The sequence below is a fragment of the Afipia clevelandensis ATCC 49720 genome (assembly GCF_000336555.1).
Classification (GTDB): Bacteria; Pseudomonadota; Alphaproteobacteria; order Rhizobiales; family Xanthobacteraceae; genus Afipia; species Afipia clevelandensis.
Genome location: NZ_KB375281.1, coordinates 4,271,982 through 4,297,263 on the forward strand (window position 1 = coordinate 4,271,982; position 25,282 = coordinate 4,297,263).

General features: G+C 60.9%; 27 protein-coding genes. 19 read left to right on the forward strand and 8 right to left on the reverse strand.

The annotated features are described in order from the left end of the window. The first annotated feature begins 31 nt into the window (after positions 1-31). From HMPREF9696_RS20405 to HMPREF9696_RS20415, 3 genes are read left to right on the forward strand one after another with little or no spacing between them, the layout of a single operon-like run. Positions 32-907, forward strand: a complete 876-nt coding sequence (locus tag HMPREF9696_RS20405; RefSeq protein ID WP_002714953.1) for a branched-chain amino acid ABC transporter permease — start codon at positions 32-34, stop codon at positions 905-907. Positions 908-920: 13 nt separating this feature from the next. Continuing rightward, the gene (locus HMPREF9696_RS20410) at positions 921-2,753 is read left to right on the forward strand and encodes a branched-chain amino acid ABC transporter ATP-binding protein/permease (RefSeq protein WP_002714954.1); all 1,833 of its coding nucleotides are present in this window, start codon (positions 921-923) and stop codon (positions 2,751-2,753) included. Then, a complete protein-coding gene (locus HMPREF9696_RS20415) occupies positions 2,750-3,448 on the forward strand; it encodes an ABC transporter ATP-binding protein (RefSeq protein ID WP_002714955.1) in 699 nt (232 codons plus the stop codon). The genes HMPREF9696_RS20410 and HMPREF9696_RS20415 overlap by 4 nt, the downstream gene beginning before the upstream one ends. Before the next feature lie 86 nt (positions 3,449-3,534). Here HMPREF9696_RS20415 and HMPREF9696_RS20420 read toward each other — a convergent pair whose 3' ends face one another. Both HMPREF9696_RS20420 and HMPREF9696_RS20425 read right to left on the reverse strand, forming a co-directional pair. Next, complete coding sequence (locus HMPREF9696_RS20420) at positions 3,535-3,960, reverse strand: HIT family protein (protein WP_002714956.1); 426 nt, start codon at positions 3,958-3,960, stop codon at positions 3,535-3,537. A 470-nt stretch (positions 3,961-4,430) separates the two neighbouring features. After that, positions 4,431-5,987, reverse strand: a complete 1,557-nt coding sequence (locus HMPREF9696_RS20425) for a L,D-transpeptidase (protein ID WP_002714957.1) — start codon at positions 5,985-5,987, stop codon at positions 4,431-4,433. 254 nt (positions 5,988-6,241) lie between these two features. Here HMPREF9696_RS20425 and HMPREF9696_RS22160 point away from each other — a divergent pair, with 254 nt between their 5' ends. The 10 genes from HMPREF9696_RS22160 to ccoS all read left to right on the forward strand — a co-directional run bounded on the left by HMPREF9696_RS22160 (position 6,242) and on the right by ccoS (position 14,833). Beyond that, complete coding sequence (locus HMPREF9696_RS22160) at positions 6,242-6,376, forward strand: hypothetical protein (RefSeq protein WP_002714958.1); 135 nt, start codon at positions 6,242-6,244, stop codon at positions 6,374-6,376. 26 nt (positions 6,377-6,402) lie between these two features. Next, the gene (locus HMPREF9696_RS20430) at positions 6,403-6,852 is read left to right on the forward strand and encodes a DUF6455 family protein (protein ID WP_002714959.1); all 450 of its coding nucleotides are present in this window, start codon (positions 6,403-6,405) and stop codon (positions 6,850-6,852) included. Between the two features lie 114 nt (positions 6,853-6,966). After that, a complete protein-coding gene (ccoN, locus tag HMPREF9696_RS20435; RefSeq protein ID WP_430642322.1) occupies positions 6,967-8,592 on the forward strand; it encodes a cytochrome-c oxidase, cbb3-type subunit I in 1,626 nt (541 codons plus the stop codon). A 10-nt stretch (positions 8,593-8,602) separates the two neighbouring features. Beyond that, positions 8,603-9,337, forward strand: a complete 735-nt coding sequence (gene ccoO / locus HMPREF9696_RS20440; RefSeq protein ID WP_002714961.1) for a cytochrome-c oxidase, cbb3-type subunit II — start codon at positions 8,603-8,605, stop codon at positions 9,335-9,337. Positions 9,338-9,349: 12 nt separating this feature from the next. Next, complete coding sequence (locus HMPREF9696_RS20445; protein ID WP_002714962.1) at positions 9,350-9,514, forward strand: cbb3-type cytochrome c oxidase subunit 3; 165 nt, start codon at positions 9,350-9,352, stop codon at positions 9,512-9,514. 6 nt (positions 9,515-9,520) lie between these two features. Next, positions 9,521-10,396 carry a cytochrome-c oxidase, cbb3-type subunit III gene (gene ccoP / locus HMPREF9696_RS20450; protein ID WP_002714963.1) on the forward strand — a complete coding sequence of 292 codons (876 nt, stop codon included), beginning with the start codon at positions 9,521-9,523 and terminating at the stop codon, positions 10,394-10,396. Between the two features lie 94 nt (positions 10,397-10,490). Beyond that, positions 10,491-11,948 carry a cytochrome c oxidase accessory protein CcoG gene (gene ccoG / locus HMPREF9696_RS20455; protein ID WP_002714964.1) on the forward strand — a complete coding sequence of 486 codons (1,458 nt, stop codon included), beginning with the start codon at positions 10,491-10,493 and terminating at the stop codon, positions 11,946-11,948. A 22-nt stretch (positions 11,949-11,970) separates the two neighbouring features. Continuing rightward, positions 11,971-12,471: a FixH family protein gene (locus tag HMPREF9696_RS20460; RefSeq protein ID WP_002714965.1), complete on the forward strand. Its 501-nt coding sequence runs from the start codon at positions 11,971-11,973 to the stop codon at positions 12,469-12,471. Positions 12,472-12,482: 11 nt separating this feature from the next. Beyond that, a complete protein-coding gene (locus HMPREF9696_RS20465) occupies positions 12,483-14,675 on the forward strand; it encodes a cation-translocating P-type ATPase (protein ID WP_002714966.1) in 2,193 nt (730 codons plus the stop codon). Beyond that, positions 14,675-14,833, forward strand: coding sequence for a cbb3-type cytochrome oxidase assembly protein CcoS (gene ccoS / locus HMPREF9696_RS20470; protein ID WP_002714967.1), 159 nt, complete (start codon positions 14,675-14,677; stop codon positions 14,831-14,833). Before HMPREF9696_RS20465 ends, ccoS begins: the two co-directional genes overlap by 1 nt. Positions 14,834-14,857: 24 nt before the next feature. Here ccoS and HMPREF9696_RS20475 read toward each other — a convergent pair whose 3' ends face one another. The 3 genes from HMPREF9696_RS20475 to HMPREF9696_RS20490 all read right to left on the reverse strand — a co-directional run bounded on the left by HMPREF9696_RS20475 (position 14,858) and on the right by HMPREF9696_RS20490 (position 17,174). Continuing rightward, complete coding sequence (locus tag HMPREF9696_RS20475; protein WP_002714968.1) at positions 14,858-15,064, reverse strand: YgaP family membrane protein; 207 nt, start codon at positions 15,062-15,064, stop codon at positions 14,858-14,860. 433 nt (positions 15,065-15,497) lie between these two features. Then, on the reverse strand, positions 15,498-16,175 hold the full coding sequence (locus tag HMPREF9696_RS20485; protein WP_002714969.1) for a nitroreductase: 678 nt from the start codon (positions 16,173-16,175) through the stop codon (positions 15,498-15,500). 84 nt (positions 16,176-16,259) lie between these two features. Next, on the reverse strand, positions 16,260-17,174 hold the full coding sequence (locus tag HMPREF9696_RS20490; protein WP_002714971.1) for a LysR substrate-binding domain-containing protein: 915 nt from the start codon (positions 17,172-17,174) through the stop codon (positions 16,260-16,262). 160 nt (positions 17,175-17,334) lie between these two features. On the opposite strand from HMPREF9696_RS20490, the gene HMPREF9696_RS20495 reads away from it, so the two are divergent. Both HMPREF9696_RS20495 and HMPREF9696_RS20500 read left to right on the forward strand, forming a co-directional pair. Then, on the forward strand, positions 17,335-18,003 hold the full coding sequence (locus HMPREF9696_RS20495) for a hypothetical protein (protein ID WP_002714972.1): 669 nt from the start codon (positions 17,335-17,337) through the stop codon (positions 18,001-18,003). A gap of 33 nt (positions 18,004-18,036) precedes the next feature. After that, positions 18,037-18,948 (forward strand): SDR family oxidoreductase, encoded by a 912-nt coding sequence (locus tag HMPREF9696_RS20500; protein WP_002714973.1) that lies wholly within the window; start codon positions 18,037-18,039, stop codon positions 18,946-18,948. Between the two features lie 96 nt (positions 18,949-19,044). Here the strand turns inward: HMPREF9696_RS20500 and HMPREF9696_RS20505 are convergent, their stop codons facing one another. Together HMPREF9696_RS20505 and HMPREF9696_RS20510 are read right to left on the reverse strand one after the other, a co-directional pair. Further along, complete coding sequence (locus HMPREF9696_RS20505) at positions 19,045-20,292, reverse strand: c-type cytochrome (protein ID WP_002714974.1); 1,248 nt, start codon at positions 20,290-20,292, stop codon at positions 19,045-19,047. A gap of 168 nt (positions 20,293-20,460) precedes the next feature. After that, positions 20,461-21,354, reverse strand: coding sequence for a substrate-binding domain-containing protein (locus HMPREF9696_RS20510; RefSeq protein WP_002714975.1), 894 nt, complete (start codon positions 21,352-21,354; stop codon positions 20,461-20,463). 87 nt (positions 21,355-21,441) lie between these two features. Here HMPREF9696_RS20510 and HMPREF9696_RS20515 point away from each other — a divergent pair, with 87 nt between their 5' ends. The 3 genes from HMPREF9696_RS20515 to HMPREF9696_RS20525 are packed head-to-tail and all read left to right on the forward strand — an operon-like array spanning position 21,442 to position 23,713. Further along, complete coding sequence (locus tag HMPREF9696_RS20515; RefSeq protein ID WP_002714976.1) at positions 21,442-22,134, forward strand: ABC transporter permease; 693 nt, start codon at positions 21,442-21,444, stop codon at positions 22,132-22,134. A gap of 32 nt (positions 22,135-22,166) precedes the next feature. After that, a complete protein-coding gene (locus HMPREF9696_RS20520) occupies positions 22,167-22,859 on the forward strand; it encodes an ATP-binding cassette domain-containing protein (RefSeq protein WP_430642323.1) in 693 nt (230 codons plus the stop codon). A gap of 20 nt (positions 22,860-22,879) precedes the next feature. Then, the gene (locus HMPREF9696_RS20525) at positions 22,880-23,713 is read left to right on the forward strand and encodes an ABC transporter substrate-binding protein (RefSeq protein ID WP_002714978.1); all 834 of its coding nucleotides are present in this window, start codon (positions 22,880-22,882) and stop codon (positions 23,711-23,713) included. Between the two features lie 30 nt (positions 23,714-23,743). Here the strand turns inward: HMPREF9696_RS20525 and HMPREF9696_RS21465 are convergent, their stop codons facing one another. Beyond that, positions 23,744-24,034, reverse strand: coding sequence for a hypothetical protein (locus HMPREF9696_RS21465; protein ID WP_002714979.1), 291 nt, complete (start codon positions 24,032-24,034; stop codon positions 23,744-23,746). Between the two features lie 119 nt (positions 24,035-24,153). Between HMPREF9696_RS21465 and HMPREF9696_RS20530 the strand changes: the two genes are divergently transcribed. After that, a complete protein-coding gene (locus HMPREF9696_RS20530) occupies positions 24,154-25,275 on the forward strand; it encodes a molybdopterin-binding protein (RefSeq protein WP_040301697.1) in 1,122 nt (373 codons plus the stop codon). Positions 25,276-25,282: the final 7 nt, after the last annotated feature.

Here is a 25,282-nt window from a genome sequence, read left to right on the forward strand (position 1 = left end):
CCTTGAATTTTATCCGACGGCGAGCGACAGCGTGATCAATTGGGCGAATTTCATCTCGCAGTGTTTCAACGGGCTGGTGCTCGGTGCGCTTCTGGCGCTGATCTCATCTGGATTGACGATCATCTACGGCACACTCGGGGTGCTCAACCTCGCGCACGGCGCGATGTTCATGCTCGGTGGCTATGCCGGCTGGTTTGCCTATAGCTATACCGGCTCCTTCCTGGTTGCCGTTGTCGTCGGATCCCTGTTCGTGATGCTGGTCGGTGTCGCGGTCGAGCGCGGGATTATCCGCTATTTCTATTCGCGGCCGCATGAGGATCAGATTCTCGTGACTTTCGGCCTCAGCGTCGTCTTCGTCGAGGCCGTTCGCTTTGCTTTCGGCAGCCTTTCAAAATCGGTTCCCCCGCCGTCGTTTCTCGTCGGCATCACCGATCTCGGATTCATGATTTATCCGACCTACCGGCTGGCGTTGCTCGGGATCGTCGCTGTTGCGCTGATTGTGCTTTACATCGTGCTTTACCGCACCCGTATCGGAATGATCGTGCGCGCCGGCATCGAGGATTCGACCATGGTCGATGCGCTCGGTATCGACGTTTACAAGGTCTTCATGCTCGTCTTCGGTATCGGGGCCATGGCGGCGGGATTTGCCGGAATCGTCAACGCCCCGGTGGTGTCGATTGCGCCCGATGTCGGCGAGGCGATCCTGGTGCAAACATTCGTTGTGGTTGTGATCGGGGGCGTCGGCTCTTTTCCGGGCGCGATTATCGGCGGGCTGATCGCAGGCGAGATCATCAGCATCACCTCGATGTTCAACCCTGGATATTCCTATGTGATGTTGTTTGTCGCTATGACGCTGGTATTGGTGCTTCGGCCGTATGGCCTGCTCGGCACCGCCGGCCGCGAATAAGGCTGCCGGTCCGATGCTGAAGAATCGTTCTTATCTTGTCGAGGCGCTGACGGCGCTGGGTTTGATTATCGTGCCGTTCGTGTTGCCGCATCTTGGCTTTTCGCCAACGACGATCGACCGCATTCTGATTTGGGGTCTTTTCGGGATCGGTTTCGATATCCTGTTCGGCTTCACCGGCTTGCTGTCGTTCGGTCAGTCCGCCTTTTTTGGCACCGGCGGAATGGTCGTCGCCTATCTGCTGACGATTGCGGGATTCCCTTATGGGATGGTGGCGCTGGTCATCGGCACCGTTGTTTCGGCGGTTGTCGGCTATCTGATCGGCCTTATTGCGTTGCGCCGGACCGGCATTTACTTCGCGATGATCACGGTCGCCATCGCCGAAGTGTTCTTTTTCGTCGAGTTCAGTCCGCTCGCCGAGTTTACGGGCGGCGAGAACGGTCTGCCGGGTGTGCCGCCGCCGTCGATCTTCCTGGGCTTCACAACGCTGAAGTTCAACACCGACTGGACCATGTATGGGTTCATCGCGTTCTGGTTCTTCGTGGGCATCGTGATTGCGCTGCGCATCATCCGTTCGCCGGTCGGCGCGGTGCTGCGGGCGATCCGCGACAACCCGCTGCGGGCGCAGGCGGTTGGCCACAACATCAAGGGCTACAAGCTCACCGCGTTCGTCATCGCTGCGGCCTATGCCGGATTTGCCGGCGGGCTGCTCGGCATGATGCAGGGCTTCATGCCGCCCGATGCGTTTACGTTCGAGACATCCGGACAGCTTGTGATGCAAACCGCCATCGGTGGAACCGGAACCTTGTTCGGTCCGGTAGTTGGCGCCGCGGTCTGGCTTTTCCTCAGCGACTTTTTCCAGAATACGCTGCACCTCGGCGCGACCTGGAAGCTCGTCCTTGGCATCATCTTCGTCCTGCTGGTCTGTTTCCTGCGGCGTGGCATTGTCGGTGGCTTCGTGGATTTGTTCAACTGGCTGGGCACGCGCAGGAGCCCGTCCGAGGCGAGCGACGGGGATTCGCATGCCGATTTTGAAGATACCGCTGCCGTTGCGGTCGCAGCGCCGCCACACCGGCGTGAAGGCGACAGAACCTCCGGCCCAATCCTGCAGGCGACCGGCCTGACCAAGCGGTATGGCGGTTTGGTCGCCAACAGCGACATCGATTTTACCGTGAATCACGGTGAACTGCGCGGCGTCATCGGGCCGAACGGTGCGGGCAAATCGACCTTCTTCAAGATGCTGACGTGCGAAATTCCGCCCAGCGCCGGAACGATCATGTTCGAGGGCAACGACATCACCGGAAAAAGCGTGACTGACGTTTGCCAGCTTGGACTCACCAAGAGCTATCAGGTCAATCAGTTGTTCACGCAGCTCACGGTGCGCGAAAACCTCACTGTTGCGGTGCTTGCCGACTTGCGCGGCAAATTCAAGCTCGACCTGTTCCGCGATCCGAATTCAATTCCCGGCCTCAAAGAGCAGGTCGAGCACACGCTTCAACTCGTGCGGCTGACCCGGCGCGTCGACACCAAGGTTTCCGATCTGGCCTATGGCGAAAAGCGCCGGCTCGAAATCGGCCTTGCACTCGCCACATCGCCGAGCCTTTTGTTGCTCGATGAACCTCTCGCCGGGATGAGCCCGCAGGAGCGCACCGAAACGGTCAAGCTGTTGCAGTCGATTCGCCAGGGCCGGACCATGATCGTGATCGATCACGATATGGATGCGCTGTTCGAACTGGCCGAGCGCGTCACGGTCCTGCAGGAAGGACGAGTGCTGGTGGAGGGGACACCTGACGAAATCAAGGCCAATCCTGCCGTTCAGGAAGCCTATCTCGGTGGGGTACTCGAATGAGTCTGCTCGAAGTCTCAGGGTTGAATTCTTATTATGCGGACTCGCACATCCTTTTTGATGTCGGTTTGCGCGTCGATCGCAATGAAGTGGTCGCTTTGCTTGGCCGCAACGGCGCGGGCAAATCGACTACCCTTAAAAGCCTGATGGGCATTCTGACCCCTCGCAGCGGCAAGGTGGTGCTCGACGGGACTGATGTCGCAGGATCGAAGAGCCACGCGATCGCCAATGCGGGCATGCAACTCGTGCCGGAGGATCGTCGCATTTTCGGCAGTCTCAATGTTGAGGAAAACATCGTTCTTGCGGGTTTGACCGCGCCGAAAAAATGGCCGCTCGATCGCATCTACGAAATGTTTCCACGCCTTAAAGAGCGTCGCGGCAGTCGCGGAACAGATCTGTCGGGTGGCGAACAGCAGATGTTGGCGATTGCGCGCGCGCTGGTGCGCGACCCCAAAATCATTCTGCTCGATGAACCGTTTGAAGGACTGGCGCCAGTGATCGTGCGCGATCTGGTCAGGGCCTGCCGCGATCTTGCGGCAAGCGGACAAACCATCGTGCTGGTCGAGCAGAATCTCGCGGCGACGCTCGCGTTGGCAAACCGTGTCTATATTATCAACAACGGCCATATCGCGCATGAGGGTCCGGCCGCCGAGATCAAGGCCAATCCGGATGTGCTGCAACGATATCTCGGAGTCTGAGGGAGCACGGCAGGGGTGACTGCGAGTTCCCCTTGCCGGCCGGTTGCCAATCTGCGGCGGTGTACGCAGGACTAAACCTGCTACTGCTACTCGCGGAGGGCTGCAATCAGCCGTGCCGCGTGCTGTTCAAGGACCTTCGGATCTTCCTTGCGCGTTTGCGCCGGCAAAAGGTCAATTCCCTGGGTCACAGGCATGACGTGCATATGCATATGCAGCACGACCTGGCCGCTGGCCGGCTCGCTGAACTGCTGAATGATCACGCCGTCGGCATTGAACGCACGAACTGCCGCCACGGCGATCCGCTTCGTCGTCCGCGCAACCTCTGCGAATGCATCGGCTGATATATCGAGGAGACCCCGCACCGGACTTTTCGGAATCACCAGCGTATGTCCGGGAGAGCGGGGCATGATGTCCAGAAACGCAAATGTATGTTCGTTCTCATAGAGCTTGTAGGAAGGTATTTCGCCGCGAAGGACTTTCGCAAAGATGTTTTTGTCGTCATAGACTGTCATCTTGTTTCTTTCCGCCTGAGGGCGACCAGGATAGCTCGCGGCGAGGTTATTGACACCTGTCTTTGTTGACCACTTGCCTCAGCGGAGGTCGCTCATCAGCCGTGCTCTCACAGTGAGCACGATTCCAGGAGGTCCCTTTAAAATTCAGCGCGCGCTGTTCCGGGCGGTGCGATCAGTTGATAGCGGGATTGTTGGCAATTCAGTCGTCGCATGCCCGGCAGACAACGCCGCGCAGCTTTTCAACAGACGACCGGTAAAGAGCAAGTGACTGCGAAAGCATGCCGAAAACGGCCAATTTCCGCCGCCGGTGAACGTGGCGCCGCGCCGGAGATGTTGTCGTCCGGCTTCGGCTCGAGCTTCAGGTCGAAAAGTTCCTGAAAAGCGTCCGCGCGATGTGACAGGCGGCGCGCTGACTGTCCTCCCGTGCGGTGGACGCGGCCAGATACGCCGATACGCCGTGCCGGTTTACGTCACCAGCCCGGCTGCACCGGAGAAAAGAAACGGCGACCTTCCCTGCGGGGAAAGTCCGGCTGGCGGGCCGGGCCGCGCTGGAAGAAAATGGCGAAGCCGTCGTCCTGACCGTTCCCTGTATTCCAGCCACCGTCGTCCGCCATGAGAACTTCACTCGGCCGGCGCGTGATGAAGCCGCCCTGTGGCTGGTCGCTCAGGACAGCGACGAACTCGGTGCGATAGTTGGTCTCCTCGCTCAATGGCTCGTCCGAGACCACGATGGAGGACCGGGGCGGCATGGTTGGCGCGAGACGGTCCAGAATTTCCTTCGGGATGGCGATGCGGTCGAGCGCGTCTTTGGCGTCGCTTCCTTTGTCAATCGTGACGGATGTCCAGCGCAGGCCTGAATCGCTGCGCGCTACCGCAGTAAAAATATGCGTGCCGAGCGGCTTTCCGGGGTCTCGTATCGTGATCGGCACTTCGATGGAAGCGTCAAACACTTCTCCGCCGCCGTCGGGAGCCGGCTTGTGTGTGTTGCGGCGGACATAAAGCCTGCGCGTCGCGCGGCTGATGTAGATCGAGACCGGTTCAAGCGCGAGTTTCGCATCGAGCGCGGTCTTTTCTGTCTCGGTCTTTCTCGCCTGCGCCGTCTTGGCAGCTTCTTTCGCAGCGCTGGCTGCATCGAGCTTGGATGCGGAATCCGCTTTCGCGGCGTCGAACTTGCCGCCCATCTCCGCTGCCTTTGCCGCCGCTTTCTGCTTGCGGTCCTCGGCGCGTGCTTTCGCTTGATCGGTTTTGGCGGAGGCCAGCGCCTTCTCGGCGGATGCGAGTTCGGCGTCGGCCCGTGTCTTGAGCCGCTCCAGCTTGCGCAGGGACGCAGCAAGCGGGGCTGCCTCGCGCGTCGCCGCGACAGCGGCTTTCTTCGCCGCATCGGCATTCGTCACCGCCTCCGAGGCCTCGGCTGCGATTGTCGCCGCCTTTGCCGGCGCGGCAGCGATTGCCTGCGCATCCGGCGTGAAGAGCGACAGCGCCGGATGAGAAAACTCGACTGGAACGGCATCGTCCGGCGAAACGATCACGCGCATCCCGATCCGCGTCTTGTCGAAAAGTTTTTCGGCAAAGCCATAAGGCATCCGCACGCAGCCGTGCGAGGCCGCATAGCCGGGCAGCGGGCCGCCATGCAATGCGAGGCCGTTCCAGGTGATGCGCTGCATGTTGGGCATCCAGGCATCGTCATACATGGTCGAGCGGTGGTCCTTGTCCTTCTCGACGACGGCGAAGACACCGGCGGGCGTCTCGCGCTCCTTGACGCCGGTCGAGACCGGCGCGCGCAGAATCCAGCCATCCGCGTCGTAAAGCGTGACCTGCTGGCTTTTGATCGACACGATCGCCATGATCGGTTCACCCGCTTCGCGGGGGGCAGCCGTTTCGGCGGGTTGTGCGCGGCGCGCCGGTTTCGCCGAGGCCTCGAAAGGCAGTGTTGTCAGCGCGATCACCGCAGCGACCATGGCAACGGCCGGAGGAATCCAGCGGCCCAGCACCCCAGCGGATTGTTCCGCCGTCAATCGATTCTGCATTCCATTCCTCGTCGCAGCGCGCGCCGCTGCCGCGCACAACTTCTCATATTCGGCATGGAGGAAACAAGTGTGCTCACTCGCGAATTGGTATTTGGCGGCAGGGTTCCAGCCATCCATTGACGCGAGGCGGTTGCCGGATTTCAGCCTTGCTGCGGCTCTCGCGGCGGCGTGCCGCCGCGCGCACACGAATTGATCCGTGTCAAAGACGTCATTCCGGTCATGCGGCACGCTCTTCACAATAAATGGAGTGAGCCATGTCCGCCAATGCGATGATTCTGTCCGCGATTGTCCTGCTGATGTTGGCCGGGTTCGGCGCCGTCTTGCTGTCGACGGACAAGCCGCGCCGCGTGGGGCCCGATGCCCCGAAGCCGCGCCGGCGCGCGTTCTGAAATTCCGGATGCAGGTGGAGGGTGCGATGGAGCCGCAAGCCGGACCTCTCGAACGTGTGTCGATATTGGGTCATGTCATGTCGTGGGCAAAGCGGTGCTCGCAGCGGTTTCGTCGGCCCGATGGATTGCAGGGGCTGGATGCCGATGAAGTCAACCGGATCGCCCGGGATTTCGGACTGTCGACTTCCGATCTTCTGACTCTTGCCGGCAGCGGCAGCCATGTGCGGGAGCTGTTGACGCAACGGCTCGCCGGAATGGGGCTGTCAGAAGAAATTCTGAAGAAAAAGCACTTCAGCGAGTTCGGCGATCTCAATCGTGTTTGCGCCAATTGCACCTCAACGAAGCGCTGCGCCAGCGATTTCCAGAACGGAAGATCCGGCCACTCCGGGTATTGCCCAAATACGGACACGCTGGAGGCGCTGCGCGCGGCGGGCGATGCGAACAACGAGCCTGACAAGGCAGCTCCAAAAAGCTGACCAGCCTTAGCTCAGGTTGATCTCGATCAATTCGGGCGCGGCGAAGTCATGATTAATGACCCGGACACGCACAGAGAAGCCTCAATCATGAACGAGTCGCAAGAAACCAAATGGATGACCTTTGGCGAGGGGAGCCTTGCAGCCTTTTTCGCGGTATCGGTGCTTCTCTGTCTGGTCGCCGCAGCCAAAGCCCAGGATGCCGCTTTCGCATTCCACGCCTATGTGGCGATGGGCGCGAGCCTGATAGCGGCATTTGCGATCATCAATCGCTATTTTGACAGACCTGCGTCTTTACCGCCCCAGGAAATCGGCGGGCGGCCGAATTACAATCTCGCGCCGATCAAGGTCGCATCGGTCCTGTCCGTATTCTGGGGAATCGCGGGTTTCACGGTCGGCCTCCTCATCGCCTCGCAACTGGCGTGGCCGCAACTGAATTTCGACCTGCCTTGGACGACCTTCGGCAGACTGCGGCCGCTGCACACCTCGGCGGTTATCTTCGCCTTCGGCGGCAATGTGCTGATCGCGACATCCTTCTATGTGGTTCAGAAAACCTGCCGGGTGCGCCTCGCAGGCGATCTTGCCCCGTGGTTTGTCGTGCTTGGGTACAACTTTTTCATTCTGATCGCAGGCACCGGGTATCTGCTCGGCGTGACGCAATCGAAGGAATATGCCGAGCCGGAATGGTATGCGGACCTGCTGCTGACGGTGGTGTGGGTTACCTATCTGCTGGTGTTCGTCGCGACGCTGATCAAGCGTAAGGAACCGCATATCTTCGTCGCGAACTGGTTCTATCTGGCGTTCATCGTCACCATTGCCGTGCTGCATCTCGGCAACAATCCCGGCGTTCCGGTTTCGCTGTTCGGCTCGAAGTCCTACATCGCCTGGGGCGGCGTTCAGGACGCGATGTTCCAGTGGTGGTACGGCCACAACGCGGTGGGCTTCTTCCTGACCGCCGGCTTTCTCGCCATCATGTACTACTTCATTCCGAAGCGCGCGGAGCGGCCGGTTTACTCCTATCGGCTGTCGATCATCCATTTCTGGGCGATCATTTTCCTCTACATCTGGGCTGGCCCGCATCATCTGCACTACACGGCGCTGCCGGACTGGGCGCAGACTCTCGGCATGACCTTCTCGATCATGCTGTGGATGCCCTCCTGGGGCGGCATGATCAACGGATTGATGACGCTGTCCGGCGCGTGGGACAAGCTGCGGACAGATCCGGTGCTGCGAATGCTCGTCGTGTCCGTTGCCTTTTACGGCATGGCTACGTTTGAAGGGCCGCTGATGTCCGTCAAGGCGGTCAATTCGCTCAGTCACTATACGGACTGGACCATCGGTCATGTCCACTCGGGCGCGCTCGGCTGGGTCGGTTTCGTATCGTTCGGTGCTCTGTACTGTCTCGTGCCGTGGCTCTGGGACCGCAAGGGGCTTTACAGCCTCAAACTGGTGAACTGGCATTTCTGGATCGCGACCATCGGCATCGTCCTCTACATCTCCGCGATGTGGGTGTCGGGCATCCTGCAGGGCCTGATGTGGCGCGCCTATACGTCGCTGGGCTTCCTTGAATACTCCTTCATCGAAACGGTCGAAGCGATGCACCCGTTCTACATCATCCGGGCCGCAGGCGGCGCGCTGTTCCTGATCGGATCGCTGATCATGGCCTACAATCTCTGGATGACCGCGCGAACCGACGAGGCCTCCGAGATGAGCTCGTCGCGCGCTCTTCAGCCTGCCGAGTGAGGAGCGAGCGATGTCATTCTGGAAGCGTCATCAGATTTTCGAGAAGAACTCCATCATTCTCATCATCGGCATTCTCGCCGTGATCGCGATTGGCGGTCTCGTCGAAATCACGCCGCTGTTCTATTTGAAGAGCACGATCGAGAAAGTGGAGGGCATGCGGCCCTATACGCCGCTCGAACTGGCCGGGCGCAATATCTACGTCCGCGAAGGCTGTTATCTTTGTCATTCGCAGATGATCCGGCCGCTGCGCGACGAAGTCGAGCGTTATGGCCACTACTCGCTCGCCGCAGAGAGCATGTACGATCATCCGTTTCAGTGGGGTTCAAAGCGAACCGGACCCGATCTGGCCCGCGTCGGCGCGAAATACTCGGACGAATGGCATATCACCCATCTGGTGAATCCGCGTGCCATCGTGCCGCAATCGGTCATGCCCGGCTATCCGTTCCTCTCGGAGACCGAAGTCGATGCGACGACAATCGCCGGGCATCTGCAAGCGAACCGGACGGTGGGCGTGCCCTATTCGGATGAGCAGATCGCGAATGCGATTTCCGATCTCAAGGCGCAGGCCGATCCGGACAACGGAGACGTCGATGCGCTGCAGAAGCGATATCCGAAGGCCGTCGCGCGAAACTTCGACGGAAAGCCCGGGAATCCGACGGAGATGGATGCGTTGGTCGCCTATCTGCAAATGCTCGGCACGCTTGTCGACTTCAAACTCTACGATGAAAAAGCCAATCTTCGCTAGGAAAGCCGAAACATGAAAGCGCTTCTTACGGCCCAGAATGCTGTTTCGGATTTCATCGTGACTTGGTGGACCCCGATCTTCGTCGGCACCTTTCTGGCTATCGTTGTCTACGCTCTATGGCCTCGCAACAAGGCGCTGTTCGATGCGGCGTCGAGACTTCCGCTGCGGGAGGACTGACGGATCATGACGCATCACAAGGAAGAGATTGATTCCGTATCGGGTACTGCCACGACCGGTCATCAATGGGACGGGATCAAGGAGCTGAATACACCGCTGCCGAGATGGTGGGTCATCACGTTCTACGCGACCATCGTGTGGGCAATCGGCTACTGGGTTGTTTACCCGGCTTGGCCGCTGGTCCAGGGCTATACGGCGGGGATTATCCGCTATTCGTCGCGCGCCGATGTCGCGGTCGATCTCGCAAACCTCGAGAAGCTGCGCGGCGGCAAGATGGCCACGCTGAACGCGACGCCGCTGGCCGATATCGAAAAGGATCCGGCCCTGCTTGCGCTGGCACGCGCTCGCGGCAAGGCCGCTTTCGGCGATAACTGCGCGCCCTGCCATGGCAGCGGTGCCGCAGGTGCAAAGGGCTATCCCAATCTCAACGACGACGAATGGCTGTGGGGCGGTTCGCTCGATCAGATCGGCAACACCATCGCGTTCGGCGTTCGCTCCGGACACGCCAAGGCTCATGAAGGTGCGATGCTGGCGTTCGGCAAGGATGGGATTCTGAAACCGGATCAGATTGTCGCGGTCGCCAACTACGTGCGGTCCCTGTCGGGACTCTCCACGGCGCAGGGATTCGACAAGGCGGCCGGGCAGAAAATCTTCGCCGAGAATTGCGCCGCCTGCCATGGCGAAAATGCCAAAGGCAATATCGAGCAGGGCGCGCCGGACCTGACGGACCAGATCTGGCTCTACGGTTCGGACGAGAAAATCCTGATCGAGACCATTACCAACGGACGGGCCGGGGTGATGCCGGCCTGGACCGGCCGTCTCGATCCGGCAACGATCAAGGCGCTGGCGGTCTACGTCCACTCTCTTGGTGGTGGAAAGTAGGCGGTTCTGAGGTCGAGCATCCGGCTCGGTTGAGCTGAATCAATGGCACGGGGACGATCGCGGCTATCTTGATTGATAGCGCGAGACCGATTTCATGAATAAAGTCACGATCCCCGGAGACCTGGAAGGCGACGACTATGGGCCGCTTTATGCGGCTCATAAGCGGGTCTATCCGCAGAGCGTTTCCGGAACATTCCGCAGCATCAAGTGGAAGCTGATGGCTGTATGCCTCGGCATCTACTACTTCCTGCCGTTCGTCCGCTGGAATCGCGGCGTGGGTGCGCCAGACCAGGCTGTTCTGGTGGATATGCCGAACAGCAGGTTTTACTTCTTCTTCATCGAGCTCTGGCCGCAGGAGGTTTACTACTTCACAGGCCTTCTCATCCTCGCTGCGTTGACGCTGTTTCTGATGAACGCGATCGGTGGCCGCATCTGGTGCGGCTATCTGTGTCCGCAGACGGTCTGGACCGACCTTTTCTACGCAGTCGAGCGCCTGATCGAGGGAGACCGCCGCGAGCGGATGAAGAAGGAATCGGAGGGATACACACTTCAGCGCTGCTCGGAGATCGCGCTCAAGCACTCGATCTGGATTCTGATCGCCTGGTGGACCGGTGGCGCCTGGGTTCTGTATTTCAACGACGCGCCGACGCTTGTGAAGCAGCTTCTGACCTTCCAGGCGCCCATGCTTGCCTACATCTGGATCGTCATTCTGACTTTCACGACCTACGCGCTCGCCGGATTCATGCGCGAGCAGGTCTGTGTCTATATGTGTCCCTGGCCGCGGATACAGGCCGCGCTCACGGATGAATGGGCTCTCAACGTCACCTACAAGTACGACCGGGGCGAGGAGCGTACGTCGCTGAAGAAAGCGCTGGAGCGGCGATCTCACGGCGAGGCGGTGGGTGACTGCATCGACTGCCGCCAGTGCGTCGCGGTCTGCCCCACGGGAATCGACATCAGGGACGGCGCGCAGCTCGCCTGCATCCAGTGCGGTCTTTGCATCGACGCCTGCGACACGGTGATGACCAAGATCGGCAGGCCCACTCGCCTGATCGGCTACGATAACGACATCAACATTCAGCGGCGATCTGCCGGAAAGCAGGAGATATTCAAGCCTGTCCGGCCCCGAACCGTTGTCTATGCGGCTCTGATCGCGAGCGTCGGCGCCATCATGCTCTATGCACTGCTGACGCGCTCCCTGCTGGACATCAACGTGCTCCATGATCGCAACCCCATCGCGGTCAGGTTGAGCGATGGCTCTATTCGCAATGCGTACACCGTTCGTCTGCTCAACAAACGCGGCTTCGACCGGACCGTTGCCATCGACATCGACGGCGTAAGCGGCGCGGTCGCACATGTTGTCGGCGCGGACACGCTCACGCCCGACAGGCCGACAATCGTTCTGGGCCGCGATCAGACCAAGGAGCTTCGCGTCCTGGTCACGGCCAAGCCGGCGGGCGAGCTCCCGAAATCCACGCCGTTGACGTTTCGTGTGACCGATATCGGACTCGGCGAGGCGGCATCCGCGACCGACAACTTTGTCACACCGTGACCATCAGGAACGGATCGTTTTCATGAACAGCTCGGCGGCTACGGAAAAACCTCTCACCGGACGCGCGGTACTTGCCATACTGATCGCGTTCTTCGGTGTGGTGATTGGTGTGAACGCCGTGATGATGCGGTTCGCGATCGAAACATTGCCAGGAACGGACGTCGACAGCGCCTATCGCGCCAGTCTGGCTTATGAACGCGAAATCCAGAGCGCCCACGAGCAGGAAGCGCGGCACTGGCAGGTCGAGGCAAGTGTCGCGCGCCACGATATCGACGGCGCGCAGATTCGGATTGTCGCGCATGACATGAAAGGCGCGCCGCTGACGGGACTGGAATTCTCCGCGCGGCTTGAACGTCCCACCGACAAGCGGGCGGATCGGACCGTTCCTCTGACCGATGCCGGAGCAGGTATTTACAAGGGCACCGTCGCGGGAATTTCGTCCGGGCAGTGGCACCTGGTGATCGAGGGCGATGCGCGCGGACAGCGCGTGTTCCGATCGCGCAATCGGGTTTTGCTGGATTGAGGGGAGACGTCATGGCTGTTGCGCGGGACTTCTCACATTACGTGAAGGATCTGGGATCGGGCGTCTCCCACATCGACCTTGCGGTCGAAGGCGTCAGTTGCGCCGGATGCATGATGAAGATCGAGCGTGGTCTGTCGGCCATTCCGGAAGTAACGCTCGCGCGTGTCAATCTGACCGACAGGCGTCTGGCGGTTGAGTGGAAGAGGGGGACGCTGGATCCTGCGCAACTCGTGGATCGGGTCGCGGCTCTTGGCTACAAGGCCTATCCGTTCGAGCCCGTCCGTGCGGAACTGACGGAGGTCGAGCAGTCGCGTTTCCTGTTGCGCTGTCTTGGCGTCGCGGCATTCGCCACGATGAACGTGATGATGTTGTCGATTCCGGTGTGGTCCGGAAATGCGACGGACATGCTGCCCGAACAGCGTGACTTCTTCCACTGGCTGTCGGCGCTGATCGCACTGCCAGCGGTCGCTTATGCAGGACAGCCGTTTTTCCGCTCGGCGCTTGCCGCGTTGCGCACGCGCAGCGTCAATATGGACGTTCCGATCAGTATCGGAGTCGTGCTGGCACTTGGCATGTCGGTCGTCGAGACGATCCATCATGCGGAGCATGCCTATTTCGATGCGGCCATCATGCTTCTCACGTTCCTGCTCGTGGGCCGCTATCTCGACCAGAGCATGAGGCGGCGCACGCGGGCTGTCGCCGGAAACCTCGCGGCGCTGAAGGCGGAGACCGCCACCAAGTTCGTATCGCCGACGGAGATCAGCGAGGTCCCCGTCGCTGCAATCGCGGCCGGCGATATGGTGCTGCTTCGTCCGGGTGAGCGATGTGCCGTCGACGGCACGGTGGTCGATGGGCGATCGGACATCGACCAGAGTCTGATCACCGGTGAGACGCGCCATGTTGCCGCGGAAGCGGGCACCGCAGTTTACGCGGGAACGATGAACATTTCCGGCACGTTGCGTATCCGTGTCGGCGCGGCAGCCGAAGGAACATTGCTCTCCGAAATATCCCGGCTGCTGGAAAACGCGCTGCAGGGTCGCTCGCGCTATGTGCAGTTGGCGGATCGTGCGTCGCGGCTGTATGCCCCGGTGGTGCATGTCACCGCGCTGCTGACCGTGCTTGGATGGGTAGCCCTCGGGGCGAACTGGCACGATGCGATCGTCACCGGGATCGCGGTTTTGATCATTACATGCCCGTGCGCGCTTGGCCTTGCGATTCCAACGGTGCAGACAATCGTCGCAGGCGCACTGTTCCGTGCGGGCGTCCTGCTTAATTCGGGCGATGCCGTCGAGCGTGTCGCCGAGGTCGATACCGTCGTCTTCGACAAAACGGGCACGCTGACTTTACCTGAACTCGATGTGGTGAACGCGGATGCTGTTCCGGCCGATGTTCTCAAGACGGCGGGTCGATTGGCACTGGCCAGTCATCATCCGGTCGCAGCGGCAGTTGCTCGCGCCTCAAAGGAAACATCGCCTCTGGAGGGAGCCGTCGAGGAGCCGGGGCAGGGCGTGCGCGGAATCGCCGGCGGCGTTGAGTTCAGGCTGGGCAAGCCTTCCTTCTGCGGGGCAGACTTGATCGCAAACGAACTGCTGGCGACGGATCCGGAAATTTCCGTTGTCGCGTTCGCTAAGGGCAATGAGCGGTTTGTATTCGCCGTGCGGCAGCAGTTGCGACCCGACGCGGCTGCCACGATCGGAGCGCTGATCAGGCGCGGCATCGCTGTGGAGATACTTTCCGGTGACCGCGCGCCTGCTGTACAGCATGCCGCCATGGCTTTGGGCGTTCCGGCCTGGCGGGCCGGACTCGATCCGGCGGACAAGATCGCGCACATCGAAGCGCTGAAGAAACAGGGCCGCAAGGTGATGATGGTCGGCGATGGCATGAACGATGCGCCGGCGCTGGCTTCGGCGTCAGTCTCGATGTCGCCCGTCAGCGCCACACATCTCAGCCAGGCGGCTGCGGATATGATCTTTCTCGGCAACAATCTCGCGCCGGTCCTGACCGCGGTGGATTTTTCGAGGAAGGCGCTACGGTTGATGCGGGAAAATCTGGTGCTGGCGATCGGGTATAACGCTCTGGCTGTTCCGATTGCTATCGCGGGATATGCAACGCCGCTGATCGCGGCGGCGGCCATGTCGGGATCTTCAATTTTGGTGATGTTGAATTCGCTGCGGGCGCGCCGCGTAAAGCCGGAGGGCAAGTGATGGAAGTCCTCGCATACCTCGTGCCGCTTGCTCTGGTTCTCGGCCTTCTGGGTCTCGTGGGTTTCCTTTGGTCGCTCAGGAGCGGGCAATACGACGATCTGGAGGGCGCGGGATGGCGCGCGATTGCCGAAGACGAGCCGCCTTCGCCATCCAGGTGAATGAGCTGTTGAGACCCGAGCCGGCTATTTCTGCCGCGCGCAGCTCGAATAGCCGATCAGGCTGTAGGCCGGGCACGTTCCGAAAAGACCGGTGAGAAGCGGGACGATTCCGATCAGTCCGGCCCAATCCCAGCCATGGACGGGAACGCCGTTGCGAAACGTGAATGCAATCAGCGCAAGTCCCAGCACGATGCGGACCAACCGATCCGCCGAGCCAACATTACGCAACATATCCGTACCTCCGGAGATTCTGGTTGTGGAAAATTTCACCGGAAGGCTGATCCCTTCGCTCATACGGAGCACTGATTTGGATCAAACCGGGCACGCTGCACTATCCGCAGCAGCTAAAGTAAGTCACCGCGGGCCACTTGCGCCAATGGGTCGGCGACATCTCCAGCTTCTTCATTGTCTCGGCATTCAGCCAGCCATCGGCCGTTAGAACGCAGGGGAAGAACGCAGCGTGGACTTCGGTCTCAATGACCGCTATCGCGAGGAATTCATTGACCGGCGCAGTGCATATGTCTTGCCACATATGCCATCGTTTACCGGCCGAGCTGGAAGCTCGCCTTGATTCAGATCAGCGGCATGAGCTGTCTTCAGCCGGCTGGCGTCGGCCATTGCCATGTCGGAATGGCCGGACGCCTACATTGTGTATCGGCGGCGCCTACTTGTCGAAACCGACAAATACGGCCGCTTCCTTGACGGGCTTTCGTTCCGACACCACGGCATTTGCCGGGAATGTGTCGTCCGGCCATCCCAGCGCGATACTTTTCATGATGACCTGATCGTCGGCGATGCCGGCATGTTCGCGCACCACCGGGGATTGCATGATGCCCTGACTGTTGATCACGGCGCCGAGTCCGCGAGACCATGCGGCGTTGACCAGCGCCGTCACCACGGCGCCGCAGTCGAACGGCGTATCGTCGCTGCCGTCGAGCACGCGGTCATAGGTCACGATAACGCAGACGGGCGCATCGAATTGGCGAAAGCCGCGCATGACCCAATCCTGCCGCCGGTCCTTGTCGTCGCGCGCAATTCCCATGGCGGAGAACAATTGCTTGGCGACGCCGACCTGCCGGTCGCGGTGCTGGCCCGTGAAAGGCTGGCCGGTGCGGAATTCGCGTGACTGGGGCACGCCCGCCAGCATTCTTTCCGTATTGCCCGCGCGAATCCGGTCCAGCGGTTCGCCGGTGATGACATAGAAATTCCATGGCTGGGTGTTCATCGACGATGGCGCGCGCATCGCCAGGCCGATGATTTCCTCAATCAATTTCTGTGGGACCGGATCGGGTTTATAGCCGCGGATACTCCGGCGGCCGAGAATAACGTCGTCAAACAGCATCAGACTGGGATTCCTGGGAAATGTTCAAACTGGCCTGCATTTTCGCCAGTTACCGGCCTTTGCGCAAGATGGATGGCAGGCGGGTTAGCGCGATTGGCGCGTCGCGCGGGAAGGGCTGGTTTCCGAAAGCTGGCCTGTTTTGGAAATGAGAAGTTTCAGGACCGGAGATTTGTTGGCCTTATGATAGGCAAGAATCAGATCGAGTGTGGGCGCTGCTCCCGCCACCGGCCGCATCTTCAGCGATTCCGGCAGGTAGTGTTTGGTATAAGCTGGCAAGAGCATAACACCGCAAGTCGATGCGATCATGGATATGGCGTGGACCACATTGTGTACGTCGTATCCCGATTTGATCTCGATACCTGCCCGACTGAAAGACTCCAGGACGACACGGCGCAACGCTGGTGCCGCCTTTGATGGAAGAAGAAAAGTCTCTTTAGCGATGTCGTCCAGACTGACCGAGGCTTGCGACGCAAACCGGTGATCGCTGGTGCAGACGACCGCCAGTGGGTCCGATCGTACCTGCTTGTAATTCAGATCGTCCATGTGCTCTTCCGGGCGAATAAAGGCCGCGTCGAGCCTGCGCCGCATCAAGCTCTTTGCAAGCACGGGGGAATAATCGCTCGACAGCCGGATTTCGATGCCTGGATACTCTTTTCGGAGGACTCGTTCCGTATTGGGCAACAAGCCGATTTCAACGCCCGAGATGAATCCAAGCGCGAACGAAGGGTTGGACGACTGAGCTGCGCGCAGGGCTGCTTCCTTTGCGGCCTCTGACTGCACCAGCGCCATCCGCGCATGTTCCAGAAACGCCTTGCCGGCCGTGGTCAGCTCGATGCCGTGTGGGCCGCGAAGCATCAACTGGACACCGACTTCGTCTTCGAGATCGCGAATCTGCCGGCTGAGCGATGGCTGGGAGGTGTGCAGCTTCTGCTCCGCCGCCACCGTCAGGCTGCCGGCATCCGCCACTGCAATGAAATAGCGGAGATGACGTAGCTCCATTCTATCCTCCATGCCTCGCAGGCATGGGGCCAACCTACAAAGTCTTTTCCGGTCGGGCCAGCAATCATTATAGCGATATGTCGAAGGTCTGCCTGTAAGGCAGGGCCAGTTCGTCGGCCGCTCCGGCGGCGAGGGCGTTGATCTGGGCTGGAGCATTCGCATGCGCAAGACATTCGCGGCGCCGATACTTTTCCTGCTGGCGCTGGCGGCGCCCGGCGTCGTTGCGGCGCAATCTTCCGGTCATCAATCGAAGGCAATTCACATGGAAGCAGACGTGGGCAAGATCAAGGATGCAATGCTCGGAACCTGGGAGAGCATTGCTCCGGAAGTGCGGCCGAGCAAGAATGCGGATGGTGGGCTCAAACCGTTCTATCTCACACGCAAATTCAAATATCTGCCGGCGGACCGGTTTGAACTCGAGATCGTCAACTCGGCGGACTCTTATGGCGCCGTTCCGCTGGCGCGGATCAGGATCGGCGGACATATGCTATGGCGAGGTCCCCATCCGATCGCTCCGGGAGCGCAGAAGGTCGATTTTGTCGCCGATGAGAGCTACGAGGTCACTCCGCTCGTTCAGGGTTTTGCGGATGTGCTCAACAAGGTGGCGTCCGCCGGGTACAATGCCTGGGCCGTCAATGTGCCGCAAAGCGTCTTCGGAAAGACATTCGTTCCGTTTGCGTTGAAGGAGGGAACGAATTTCATGGAATACGATCTGGTCTATCTTCGCGGAGACCTGCTGTTCTGGGGCGCTCGCAATGTCGACGGCCGAGGTTTCGACACAGAGCAGAATCGTCCGACGAACCTGCAGATCCCGATGGTCAGGAAATAGTTCCGAATTTGTGTATCGCTGATTGATTCTTCCATGACTGGTTCGACATCGGCTGAAATCCCGTCGCAACTTGGCAAGACTGCGGTCGTCACCGGCGCCACAGGCGGTCTCGGTTACGAGATCGCGCTCGCTCTGGCCAACGCCGGCTTGGACGTCATTCTCACGGGGCGCGACGATGAGAAGGGCCGGGCGGCGATCGAGCGGATTGCCAGTGCTGTCCCCGGTGCAAAGGTGAGTTACCAGCATCTCGATCTGGCGAGTCTCGCATCGGTTGCCGGCTTCGCCGAGCGGGTGGCGTCACGAGGTTCGCTTGATTTGCTGGTCAACAATGCCGGAGTCATGGCGCTGCCCCGGCGTCAAACGACCGAGGACGGCTTTGAAATGCAATTTGGAACCAACCATCTGGGTCATTTTGCGCTCACCGCCCGGTTGTTGCCGTTGCTGCGCGGCGCGCCTGCGCCACGGGTTGTCAGCGTCAGCAGCCTGGCGCATCGAACCGGGTTCCTGGATTTCGGGGACCTTCAGGGCGAACGGATGTACCTGCCGTGGAAGGCATATGGGCAATCGAAGCTCGCAACCTTGATGTTCGCGTTTGAACTGCAACGGCGCAGCGATGCCGCAGGCTGGGGTCTAACCAGTTGCGCCGCCCATCCCGGGTTTTCACGAACCAACCTGTTCGCGCGCGGCCCGGGTGGCTTGATCTCCATGGCGACCGATCTTGTGGCTCCCGTCCTCGGTCAATCTGCGGCCGATGGTGCCCGGCCGATCCTGTTCGCCGCGACCAGTCCGGACGTAAAGCCGGGCGGTTACTACGGTCCCGGCGGATTCGGCGAATTGCGGGGACCTCCCGCCCGCGCCGTCGTCATGCCTCAGGCGCGCGACGCTGCCGCAGCGGCGCGACTTTGGGACGTCTCCGAGAAATTGACGGATCTGCCGCTGCGATAGATGCATTCATCGCACGGATGTCACGGAGAATAATCAGTCAGGTCGCGACACGATCGCGATCCTCGTCAAGATCGCCGCTGTATGGACGGGGCGGAGCTATCTCTTCGTCACCCGCGCGAGAAATTCCACCAACGCCTGACGGTCTTTGTCCGAGCCGATGATCTGTTCGGGCATTTTGGTGCCGGGCGTATAGGCCGCGGGTCCGATTTCAAAAAGCCGGGATACGGTCTCGGGTGTCCAGACGATATCGAGCTTCTTCAGCGGCTCCGAGAAATTGTAACCCGGCAAGGTTGCAATTCGTCGCCCAAAAATTCCTGACAATGTCGGGCCGGCCTTGTTGCCTTGATCCGGCGCAAGCGTGTGGCAGGCGATGCACGCACGGAAAACCTCGGCGCCGCGGTCGCCCGCATAGGCCGCGAGCGGATCGTTGGGGCTTTCCTGGATGGCGGCTCCGATCGGCTCACCCGTGCGGACATTCCAGCGCCGGATCATGCTGTCGGCGCCGCCGGTGATAAGTGTGCCATTGTCCGGCATGAACGCGACCGACCACACCGGAAGTCCGGGTCCAACCAGCCGGCGCACCAGCGTCCGCGCCTTGCGGTCGATGATCGCGACGGATCCCCTGACGTCCGCCGCGGCAAGCAGCGCATCGTCCCGGGAGAGTGCCATCGCAATCACCGGGATTGAACCGGCGGCAACCTCGCCGCGAGATTTGCCCGAACTGTCGAGAAAGTAGATTTTCCCGTCAGCGCCGGCGGTGGCGATCTCGCCGTCGCTGGATACGGCGACAGAATTTAGCGGTGAAGGCAGTGTGACAATGGCTGGCGAGGTTGATCTGTCGAGCGGCCAGATGCGAACCGTCAGGTCATAGCTGGCGCTGATCAGGAACTTGCCGTCTGCGCTGAAAGTCACGCCGTTGACGTTCTGGGTGTGGCCCTCGAGCACACGCGGCGCGCCGCCGGCGAGCGGCCACAGCCGCACGGTATGATCCCATGATGCCGACGCAAGCGTTGCGCCGTCCGGCGAGAGCGCCAGCGCCACAATCGGCGCGGTGTGACCTTCAAGGACACTGTCAGGTTGCTGTTTGCCCGGAGTCCAGATCGCGATGCGTCCATCGGCGCCCGCCGTTGCGGCGCGTCCATCGGCGAGCAGGGCGGTGGCGTTGACGGCGTCGGCATGGAATCGCAGAACCTGCTCGGCGGCATCGCGGCCAAGCGACCAGCGGATTGCGCTGCCGTCGAAACTTCCCGATAGCAGCGTCTGTCCGTCCGGAGATACAGCCAGTGCGCGAACCGGCCCGCCGTGTCCGCGCAACTGGGCAAGAGCAGGCGGCACGTAAAGCATGGCTACAACCGCGCCGGCAACGAGCGGCAGGCGGATTCGAGTTGCTAGGCCGTGACGGGCAACGTCTCGCACAAAGGGTTCCCTGGACTGCGATCTCTTGAAGGCTGAACCTATCGAAGCACGAAAACCAGTTTCGATAAACGTCAGCAGGGAAAGGAGGTTCAGTCGTCAGGCGAAATAGCGGATTTGTCCCGCAGGCGCTGTGTCGTAGCCTGTGAGGTCATTCGCGCGCTGCTGAAGTGACGGCTGCGAGATGAAGCGGGTCAGCGCCTGCAGCGACGGCTTGAAGTAAGAGCGCTGGCGCATCAACAGATCGAAGTTTTCCCAGAGCAGGGGAACGAAGTCGAGACCTGCGGCCTTTGCCGCCGCGCGCGTCGCAATGCCGCAATCGGCCTTGCCGGTGCGAACCGCCGTGGCGAGATCGGGCCCAGTGAGGCAGGGTTGATCGAGCCGCCGCAGATCCTTCAGCGTGGCATTGTTCCGTTTCAGAAGCACATCGAGCAGCATCTGCGCGCCTGCGCCCGGCTGCCGTACAGCCATCGTGACGCCGGATGCAACAACATCGGCGATGCTTGCCAGGTTTTTGGGATTTTCCGGTTGCAGCAGAAGACCCTGCTCGCGCCGGACGAATCCCACCAGTACGGCATCATGCAAACCGGCCATTGCGCGCACCGCCGTGACATTGGCGTCGTCGCCGGCATCTTTCGCGTCGTCATCGGAGTGGAAGTGGATCGCTGCCGCGATCGCTTCGCCACGCAGTACACGGCCAACGCCGCTTTCCGTTCCTTCAACAAGGGTCGCAAGGCCCGAGCGGGACTCGCGCAGGCACCATTCCAGCAAAGCATCCTGACTTCCGCCGACGATCAAGGGAACGTCCGCATGCGCCATGCCGGCCGGTCGCATCAATCCCGCAAGAACCCATCGGTCAAGCTCATCTCGGGGAAAGAGCCATTTGCCGGTGACCTTGGTGCAAGGGATCGCGCCGTCCGCCACCAGCTCGTAGAGCTTGCGCTCTCCGAGACGCAGGTATTCCGATGCCTCGCTCGTAGTTAGAAGCTCCATCCTGCATTTGTATGCATATTCCTGTTCTTTTTCAAATGATTGACATGCCGGAAAAATATGCAGGACAAAGCATGTCGGAGGAAAATCATGCTGGACGGGCTGAGTGCCTGGCAATTGATCGCGGGTGGCGACGCAGCCCTGTTTGCCATCGTGAAATTGTCGCTGGCTGTCAGCCTTTCCGCGGTCGCACTTGCGGCCCTTGTCGGTCTGCCGCTTGGCGCATGGCTGGCGCTGACGCACTTCCCCGGGCGAGACGCGGTTGTCGTGCTTGTCAACGCATTCATGGGGTTGCCGCCGGTCGTGGTCGGTCTTGCGGTTTACCTTTTACTGTCGCGTTCCGGACCGCTCGGCGATCTCGGCGTCCTGTTCACGCCGACGGCAATGGTCATCGCGCAAGCCGTCCTGATCATGCCGATCATCGCTGCCCTGACGCGCCAGACCATTGACGATCTCTGGACCGAATACCGCGACGAGCTTTCGGCGATGGATGTCGGTCCGCTCGGTCGGATCACGACACTCTTATGGGATGCGCGGTTCAGCCTGCTGACGGCGCTCCTTGCGGGATTTGGGCGGGCGGCTGCGGAGGTCGGCGCCGTGATGATCGTCGGCGGCAACATCGACGGCTTCACCCGCACCATGACCACAGCGATTGCGCTCGAGACGTCGAAGGGCAACCTGCCGCTTGCGCTCGGTCTGGGAATGGTCCTGGTGGTTATCGTTCTTGCGATCAACGCCGCGGCGTGGGGTGCGCGAGTCTGGTCCGAACGGCAGGCGGGATGACCATGCGCGCGCCGGTGACCGATCTTCCTGTCATGTGCGATCGCGTCACGGTTCGCTCCGGAGCGACGACGATCCTCGATCGTCTCAGCCTCACCCTGACTTCCGGCTCACCTACATTTGTGATTGGTCCGAACGGCGCGGGCAAGAGCACCCTGCTGCGCCTGTGCATGGGATTGATCGAACCCAGTGAAGGACGCATCACCTGGGGAGGCCGCGCCGACACCAAACCGGACCGCCGCGCGTTCGTGTTCCAGCGGCCGGTGATGCTGCGCCGGACCGCGGCGGCCAATGTCGCATATGGATTGACCCACGCGAATTATCCGCGCGAGAAACTGGCTACGCGCACCGCTGAACTGCTCGAGCGGGTGGGGCTCTTGGACCTGGCGATGCGTCCTGCACGCCGTCTTTCCGGAGGCGAGCAGCAGCGTCTCGCTCTGGCCCGCGCTTTGGCCCGCGACCCCGAACTGCTGCTGCTCGACGAGCCGACAGCGAGTCTCGATCCCGCCGCCACGCGCAGCGTCGAGGAGATCGTCCGTCAGGCCGCGCAGTCGGGCATCAAGATCGTCATGGCCTCACACGATCTGGGCCAGGTGCGGCGGCTCGCGGGAGAGGTCGTATTCATGGTGCGCGGCACGGTACGCGAACATTCGCCCACTGAGGATTTTCTGAAAACCCCATCCACGCCGGAGGCCGCGGCCTTCGTGCGCGGCGATCTTGTCGTCTGAACTCTGAAAAGGAATACATCATGCAGCGCCGATATGCTTCGCTTGCTCTTGCACTGTCATTGTTGGCGGCGTTCGCCGCGCCGGCTTCCGCGCAGGACAAATCAATCGTGGTTGCTTCGACCACCTCCACACAGGACTCTGGCCTGTTCGGCCACATCCTGCCTCTGTTCAAGGCCAAAACCGGAATCGAAGTGAAGGTGATCGCGCAAGGAACGGGACAGGCCCTCGATACCGCGCGCCGTGGTGACGCTGATGTCGTTTTCGTTCACGCGAAAGCGCAGGAGGAAAAATTCGTCGCCGAAGGCCATGGCGTGAAGCGGTTCGACGTCATGTACAATGATTTCGTCTTGATCGGACCTAAAAGCGATCCCGCTGGCGTCAACGGATCGAAGGATATTGTCGCGGCGCTGAAAACCATTCAGGCAAAAGCGGTGCCGTTCGTGTCGCGCGGTGACAAGTCCGGCACGCATTCAGCAGAACTCGCACTTTGGAAACAGGCAGGTGTCGATATCGCGGCGGCGAAAGGGCCGTGGTATCGCGAGATCGGGCAGGGAATGGGGGCGGCGCTGAATACGGCGGGCGCGATGAATGCCTATGTCGTTTCCGACCGCGGCACATGGCTCTCGTTCAAGAACCCGGGCGATCTCGTGATCGCCGTTGAAGGCGACAAGCGGTTGTTCAACCAGTATGGGGTCATTCTGGTCAATCCGGAGAAGCATCCGGCGGTGAAGAAAGAACTCGGCCAGAGCTTCATCGACTGGTTGACATCACCCGAGGGGCAGGGCGCCATCGCTGCCTACAAGGTCAATGGCAAGCAACTGTTCTTCCCGAACGCCGAGAAGAAAGCGTCCTGAAGCATATGGGATGCCCCGGTTGGGGCTGTCCTATTTCTTCTGTTCGGGCGGGCAATCCGGCCGCACCTCCATCGGCTTGCCGTCGCTCTGCACCGTGGGAGCGGCGGAATCGGCATGTCCGCCGGCGGACGGCAGGATCGCGCTCTTTTCGATCCCCGTTGAAGTTCCCGTGGTGTTTCTGGCATGGTCGGAGGATGCGGCTGATGACGGCGTGTTACAACTCGTCTCAGCCTTGTCACTCTTTGACGTTGGAGTTTGCGCGAGCAATGGTGTCGCAACGAACAGTCCCGCACAAACGGCTGCGATAAGTTGAGAACGCATGTCGGCCTCCCGGCAATAAAACGACGAATGAAATCTCCTCCTCAATGTCCCATGACTGAGATCGTTCCCTGCCGCAAAGCAGCATCCTGCGCTGCGACGGGGCTTCATCGGGCGTCAAAATGACACAGCGTCTTCCGGCTGCACTGACCCCGCTCGACGCCGCCCTTCGGTTGCTGCTGGATGGGACAGGGCCTGTTGAGCCTATGGATGGGTCGCTCGCGGACTCCGTTGGGCGTGTGGCTGCCGTGAATGCGCCACAGCGAGAAGCACATCCGGCGTTCAGCGTCGCGGTCTCCGATGGATGGGCACTGCGCGCGAGCGATATTGCAGGCGCTTCGTCATACTCACCGGTGGCTTTGACATCCGCGCCGGTATGGGTCGAGGCGGGTGATCGATTGCCGGAGCATTGTGACTGCGTGCTCGATGCCGACATGACCGAGCAGATCGGCCCGATATTTCAGGTACTCGCCGAAGCGGTGCCGGGTCAGGGTGTTCGCCGGGCCGGAGACGATATCGCCGCCGGGCGTTCGATTGTCGTGCAGGGCACGCGCATAAGGCCTCTAGACCAGCTTGTTGCGCGTGTGGCCGGAAACAATCGTCTCCAGGTTCGCTCGCCGCGCGTATGCGTAATTGATGTCGCAGCGACAGACGGCAGTACGGCATCGTCGCAGTTCGTTCTGGAGTTTGCGGAAAGCGCCGGTGCACGGACGGTTGGTCTGCAAACTAAAGGGCGTGACGCAGCCGCTATTTCAGCCTTGATTAGCAAGGCGGACTGCGACCTGCTCGTGACTGTTGGCGGCACCGGCCTCGGCCGCGGGGATGCGGCGATCGAAGCACTGGTCACGCGCGGGGCCAGACTTGCTCACGGACTCGCGCTGCAGCCGGGACGCACAGCGGCTGTCGGAAAGATCGGTTCAAGGCCCGTGATCGCTGCGCCTGGAGCGCCCGATCAGGCGTTGTCCATTTGTCTGACTCTGGTTCAACCGGCGCTGGACCTGCTTACTGGACGTGGACCCCGCCACAAAGTCATCCGTCCGCTTGCGCGCAAGATTTCGTCCACTGTTGGCATGACAGAGGTCGTATTGCTGGAACAGGCGGGTGAGGCCTGGATGCCGATTGCCGCGGGGCAGCTTTCGCTGGATGCCATGACACGCGCCGATGCCTGGATGGCCGTGCCGGGAGACAGCGAAGGTTACGCGGCCGGTGCGCCAGTTGGCGCGTTTTCTCTTCGCGAGATATGAGATCGAG